This window comes from Actinomyces sp. HMSC08A09 (assembly GCF_001807465.1).
Lineage (GTDB): Bacteria > Actinomycetota > Actinomycetes > Actinomycetales > Actinomycetaceae > Actinomyces > Actinomyces oris.
Genome location: NZ_KV789087.1, coordinates 1 through 5,944, shown reverse-complemented (window position 1 = coordinate 5,944; position 5,944 = coordinate 1). Strand labels below are relative to the sequence as shown.

The 5,944-nt window shown below is 69.9% G+C and carries 3 protein-coding genes and 1 pseudogene; 2 read left to right on the top strand and 2 right to left on the bottom strand.

The features are described 5' to 3' along the window. Positions 1–288: 288 nt before the first annotated feature. Positions 289–1,638, top strand: coding sequence for a class II 3-deoxy-7-phosphoheptulonate synthase (locus HMPREF3165_RS01615; RefSeq protein WP_256274745.1), 1,350 nt, complete (start codon positions 289–291; stop codon positions 1,636–1,638). Between the two features lie 77 nt (positions 1,639–1,715). Here HMPREF3165_RS01615 and pknB read toward each other — a convergent pair whose 3' ends face one another. Together pknB and HMPREF3165_RS01605 are read right to left on the bottom strand one after the other, a co-directional pair. After that, positions 1,716–3,743 carry a Stk1 family PASTA domain-containing Ser/Thr kinase gene (gene pknB, locus HMPREF3165_RS01610; RefSeq protein ID WP_070510373.1) on the bottom strand — a complete coding sequence of 676 codons (2,028 nt, stop codon included), beginning with the start codon at positions 3,741–3,743 and terminating at the stop codon, positions 1,716–1,718. A 99-nt stretch (positions 3,744–3,842) separates the two neighbouring features. Beyond that, the gene (locus tag HMPREF3165_RS01605; RefSeq protein WP_020991552.1) at positions 3,843–5,003 is read right to left on the bottom strand and encodes a polyprenyl synthetase family protein; all 1,161 of its coding nucleotides are present in this window, start codon (positions 5,001–5,003) and stop codon (positions 3,843–3,845) included. A 225-nt stretch (positions 5,004–5,228) separates the two neighbouring features. On the opposite strand from HMPREF3165_RS01605, the pseudogene HMPREF3165_RS01600 reads away from it, so the two are divergent. Beyond that, positions 5,229–5,944, top strand: a pseudogene (locus HMPREF3165_RS01600) (RNA polymerase sigma factor); the annotation flags it as partial.

Here is a 5,944-nt window from a genome sequence, read left to right as displayed (position 1 = left end):
TGCCGTCCTCGTGACGGCACCGGCCGCTTCTCTGTGCCCGTCTGTGCCCCGGAGGGTGGTGCCGGCGACCCATGTGTCACGTTTGGCGACTATTCAACCCGCCTGCTGCGCTCCTGGAACGGAGGCCTTCGCATCCGTGCAGGTCACAGCGTTGCAACCGGTCCGTGCGAGCTCTGCTGCAGCCCTAAAAGTCGCCCACAGTGACACAATTCGTCCCCCAACCCCCGTGTTTCGCGATGCGGCGCCGAACCCGGGCAATCTCCCGACTGGCCTATGCTGACGGGCGTGATGAACGAGCTCTCCGCCGCCCGCACTGACGCCCAGGCCCCCGCATGGCGCCACCTGCCCGCTCTCCAGCAGCCCGCCTACCCCGATGAGGCCGCGCTGGCCGACGTGGTGGCGGACCTGCGCCGCCGGCCCCCGCTCGTCTTCGCCGGAGAGGTCGACTCTCTGCGCAATCTCATCGCCCAGGCCAGCACCGGGGACGCCTTCGTCCTCATGGGCGGGGACTGCGCCGAGTCCTTCACCCACAACACGGCCGACAACATCCGCCTCAAGGTCCAGACCATTCTCCAAATGGCCGCGGTCCTCACCTACGGCGCCTCCACGCCCGTGGTCAAGATCGGCCGCATGGCCGGCCAGTACGCCAAGCCCCGCAGCTCGGACACCGAGACCCGCGGCGAGGTCACCCTGCCCGCCTTCCGCGGCGACTCCGTCAACGGCCACGAGTTCACCCCCGAGGCCCGCATCCCCGACCCCACCCGCATGCTGGACGCCTACCTGCGCTCGGGCACCACCCTCAACCTCATCCGCGCCTTCACGATGGGCGGCTACGCGGACCTGCGCGAGGTCCACTCCTGGAACCGCGGCTTCACCGCCAACCCCGCCTACAAGCGCTTCGAGTCCTTCGCCGAGGAGCTTGACCGGGCCATGCGCTTCATGGAAGCCGCCGGCGTGGACTTCGAAGCCCTGCGCCAGGTCGACTTCTACGCCGCCCACGAGGCCCTCCTCCTGGAGTACGAGGACGCCATGATCCGCGAGGACTCCCGCTCCGGGCGCCTCTACGACACCTCCGCCCACATGCTCTGGGTGGGGGAGCGCACCCGCGAGGCCGACGGCGCCCACGTCGCCATCCTCGCCGGCGTCCACAACCCCGTGGGCGTCAAGGTCGGCCCCACCACGTCCCCCGACGACCTCTCCCGGCTCATGGACCGCCTCAACCCCGAGGGCCTGCCTGGACGCCTGTCCCTCATCACCCGCATGGGTGCCGACCGCATCCGCGAGGCCCTGCCACCGCTGGTGGAGGCGGTGCGCGCCGACGGGCGCCCCGTTACCTGGATCGCCGACCCCATGCACGGCAACACCATCACCTCCGACAACGGCTACAAGACCCGCCGCTTCGAGACGATCCTCGACGAGATCCGCGGCTTCTTCGAGGTGCACCGCACCCTGGGCACCGCCCCAGGCGGCATCCACGTCGAGCTCACCGGCGACGACGTCACCGAGGTCCTCGGCGGCGGCGAGCACATTGACGAGGCCGGCCTGGCCGAGCACTACGAGACCCTCGTCGACCCGCGCCTCAACCACCAGCAGTCCCTCGAGGTCGCCTTCGAGATTGCCGAGATGCTCAAGGGCTGAGAACACTCGCTGAGCGCCCGCCTGCAGGGCAGGCGAAACGTGGCCCGGTCTGCTGAAGCGGCACCGGGCCACGTTCGTCAGAAGATGTTGATGGTGACCCTGGAGTCCGGCTTGACGCTGGAGCCCGGCGCAGGGTCGGTCGAGCGCACCGTCCCGAAGGGACCGCCCAGGCGCTTGTTGACCTCCACCTTGAGCCCGGCGTCCTCCAGGACCTTCTTGGCCTCGTCCTGGCTCTTGCCGGTCACGTCCGGGACCGTCACCTTCTCGGGCCCCTTGGAGACGGTCAGGTCCACCGAGTCGCCCTTGTAGTAGCCCGAGGCCCCGGCGATGGGGGAGGAGGAGATGATGTTCCCCTTGGCCACGGAGTCTGAGTAGCCCTTGCTGACCTTGCCCTTCTTCAGCCCGGCGTCCTCCAGGACCTTCTTGGCCTCGTCCTCGCTCATACCGGTCACGTCGGGGATCGTGGCCGGCTCCTTGCCCTTGGAGACCACGAGCGAGACCTTCTCGGTGTGCTTGATGACCTTGCCGGCCTTGGGGTCGCAGGAGATGACCTTGCCCGACTCCACGCTGGCGGAGTACTCCTCCGTGACGTCCCCCAGGGTCAGGCCGGCCGCAGTGATCGCGGCCGTGGCCTGGTCCTTGGTCTTCCTGACGACGTCGGGAACGGTCTTGGTCTCCACGCCTCGGGAGACGGTGGCGGTGACGGCCTGGCCGAGCCCCACCTTCTGGCCCGCCTTCGGCTGGCAGGAGACGATGCTGCCCGCGGGGACCGTGTCGGAGTAGACGCGCTCGGGCGTGCCCCAGTCGAGCCCCTGCTTCTCCAGGGCGAGCTGCGCCTGGTCCTCAGACATGCCGACGATGTTGGGTACGGAAACTCGTCTGCCGGGACCTGCTGTCATGTACCAGGTGGCGCTCGCGCCGGTCCCAGCCACGGCCAGCAGCCCGATGACGAGTGCACGACGGCGACTGAAACCGCCAGTGCCCTTCTTCGGGGTGGGGACGGCAGTGGTCTTCTGAGCGTCGGCCGCCAGGGCCTTGCGGGAGAACGCACGTGTTCTCCCCTTGGAGTCCGGGCCGATCGAACCAATGGGAAGGGAGACGGTGCGCATCCCGGCGTGCGGCGAGGCCTCCTCGGCGGAGGAGTCGTCGGCGTCGTCCTGGGGCTCGTTGTCGATGGCGGAGCGGGCGGCCTGCGCATTGGCCGTCATGACCTGCTGGGTCCGAATGGAACCGGTCCCGCCCCCGCGGCGTACGGAGAGCTCGGAGTCGGTGAGCTCGTCAACGACGTTGCGCAGCAGCGCCAGCGCCTCGTCGGCATCGGCCGGGCGCTCCTGCGGCTCACGGCGAGTCATGGTGGCCACGAGCTCGTCGACGTCGGCCGGCATCTCGGGCACCAGCTTGGAGGGCAGGGGCACGTCCTCGTGGACGTTACGGAAGGCGATCTGGATGGGGGAGTCCGCGGTGAAGGGCTGCTGGCCAGTGAGGAGCTCGTAGAGGACCACCCCGGCAGAGAAGACGTCAGCGCGAGAGGTGGAGTCCCCGGAGGTGATGAGCTCTGGCGCCAGGTAGGCGACCGTGCCCAGCACGTTGCCCGTCGTCGTCTGCGTCACCTCCGTGACCGCTCGGGCCAGACCGAAGTCGGCCACCTTGGCCACTGAGCCATCCGAGGGCAGCAGCACGTTCTCCGGCTTGATGTCGCGGTGGACCAGGCCGGCCCGGTGAGCGGCACCGAGCGGTCGCAGCAGCTGGGCCACCAGCCCCAGGGCCTCCTTGACCGACAGCGGTCCCGCCGCAATGAGGTCCCGCAGCGTGGGCCCCTCGACGTACTCCATAACGAGGTAGGCCACCCCGTCCAGGCTGCCCTGGTCGAAGACGGCCACCACGCCCGGGTTGGACAGGCGTGCCGCGGCCCGTGCCTCACGGCGGAAGCGCGAGACGAAGTCGGGGGAGTCGGCCAGGTGGGCGTGCATGAGCTTGAGCGCCACGGTCCGGTCCAGGCGACGGTCATGAGCGCGGTAGACGGTGGCCATCCCGCCACGCGCTAGGCGGTCGACGATCTCGTAGCGAGAGTCGACCAACCGACCAATGAGGGGATCTGTGACCACGCCGCGATTCTACGATGCCGGTGGGATGGTCACAGCCGCCGGTCGGATCAGGCGGGTAGTACTGCCCACCTGTTGGGTCGCCCCGTTTCCTGTGCCGGATCAGGAGACTCGGTGCGTCAGCAGGTCCGCCAGCACCGCCAGGTCCTCCAGGGATGCGGTGCTCACCACGCCCTCGTCCCCGAGGCGCTCCAGCGCCCGGCTCCCGGCCTCGCGGTGCGCGGCGATGATCTCCTCGTGGGCGGCGCGCGCGCCGCAGTCCTCGATGAGAGCGGCGACCTCGCCGATCTGCTCCTCCGTGGCCTCGGGATTGGCCAGGACGCTGCCGAGCAGCCGGCGGCCGGCATCGTCGCATCGCCCCCAGGTCAGGGCCAGCAGCACTGTGCGCTTGCCCTCGCGCAGATCGTCGCCGGCCGGCTTGCCGGTGGCCTGCGGTGAGCCGAAGACCCCCAGCTCGTCGTCGCGCAGCTGGAAGGCGATGCCGACGTCCTCGCCGAAGGCGGCCAGGTGCTCGGCGGTGGCCCCGCTCGGGTCCAGGCCGGCCAGGAGGGCGCCGATCAGTAGCGGGTGGCGCACCGAGTAGCGGGCCGACTTGTGCCGAACCACCGACAGAGCGTCGCCCTGCATGAGCCTGGCTGCGGCGCCCGGCTCCCGGTCCCAGGGCAGGGGCAGGTTCTCGCTACGCACGTCGAGGAACTGGCCCAGGGCCACCTCCGTGGTCATGGCGTCGAAGGCGGACCGGGCGTGCCGCACCGCACTGCCTCGGGTCTGGCTGGAGGTGCGCGACGGCGCCAGTGCGCTCATCTCCTCACCCGCCAGGGACAGCAGGAGATCGCCGAGCAGGATGGCGCCATTGGCCCCGAAGGTCTGCGGGCGCCCCAGCCAGCCCCGGTCTTCGTGGTCCCGGGCGAAGACCCGGTGCGCCGCGGGCAGGCCGCGACGCGTGTCGGCGCCGTCCATGAGGTCGTCGTGGACCAGGGCACTGGCCTGGTAGAGCTCCAGCGCCGCACCCAGGTGGACGGCGTCGGAAGCGGTCAGGTACTCGGATCGCCGCTCCGGGGTGCTCAGGATTGCGCAGCCGACGGCCCCCAGGACGGCGCGCATGCGCTTGCCCCCACTCAGGACGCTCCCGGCGGCCTCGAGCAGCTCAGGGGCGGCCTGGCCCAGGTCCTCCCAGCGCCGGTGGCAGTCCTCCAGGACCTGGGTCAGACGGTGCTCGACGGCGGGACGGATACGGCCCAGGGCCGCAGGCAACGCACTCATGACCGCCAGAGTAGTCCCAGCTCAGACGTCAGGAGGGCCGGTGACGCTTCCGACGGCAGGTTTGCCGCGGCGCGACGCCGAGTGCGGACAAGGTGAGGGCATACTAAGTCGCCCGTGCGGTGACCCTGGGGAATAAACGCTACAATTCTGGGGTTGTCTGCTGTGCCGGAGCGGGTCCCCATACCCCGTCACCGGCTGTCCGCCCGCTCACGCGAAAGGAACTCCGTGGCTTCTTCCACAGTGACGCGCTCCAGCACCGAGCTCACTGACGACGTCGACGAGACCCCGCTCGACGACGAGGACTTCGACCTCGACGACGAAGGAGACGACGACGCCGACGAGGACTACGACGACTATGACGACGAGGACTCCTCTGACGAGGAGGAGGACCAAGGCGACGACTCCGAGGCGCAGGCCGTCCAGGAGGATGACGGCCCGGCCCCCGAGCTGCGCGACTACTACCTGGACGTGAGCCTGGAGGAGAACGGCGACGGCTCCAAGCGCAGCCCCTTCAACAACCCCGCCTCTCTCAAGGGGGTCCGCCTGGCCCCGGGGGCGACTCTCTTCGTGCGCTCGCGCACGGTCGTGGAGAACCTCGAGATCGCCGGCCACGGCACCCTGGAGGAGCCCATCACGCTGGCCCCCTACGGCCACGGACCGGTGCCCCGCTTCGTCATCGGCGACTCCGCCCCCATGGTGGCGCGCGACTACCTCGCTCAGAACGGCTACATCTTCCGCGGATGGGTCATCAAGGGCATCAAGATGCAGCCCTCCATCGCGGCCCTGACCGGTGAGCTCGAGCGCATGCGCCGGGAGGAGGCGGAGAAGGCCGCCTCCAAGAAGTCCGGCAAGCGCGGCAAGTCCCAGGACAAGGACGGCTCCTTCACCGTCTCCGACTCCGACGAGGGCGACGAGCCCGCCCAGCGGGTCGTCACTGCCGG

What these genes read in the sequence shown, in the direction of transcription:
- HMPREF3165_RS01605 (WP_020991552.1), bottom strand. Translation starts at nt 5,003, where the DNA reads ATGAGTGCGTTGCCTGCGGCCCTGGGCCGTATCCGTCCCGCCGTCGAG.
- HMPREF3165_RS01615 (WP_256274745.1), top strand. Translation starts at nt 289, where the DNA reads ATGAACGAGCTCTCCGCCGCCCGCACTGACGCCCAGGCCCCCGCATGG.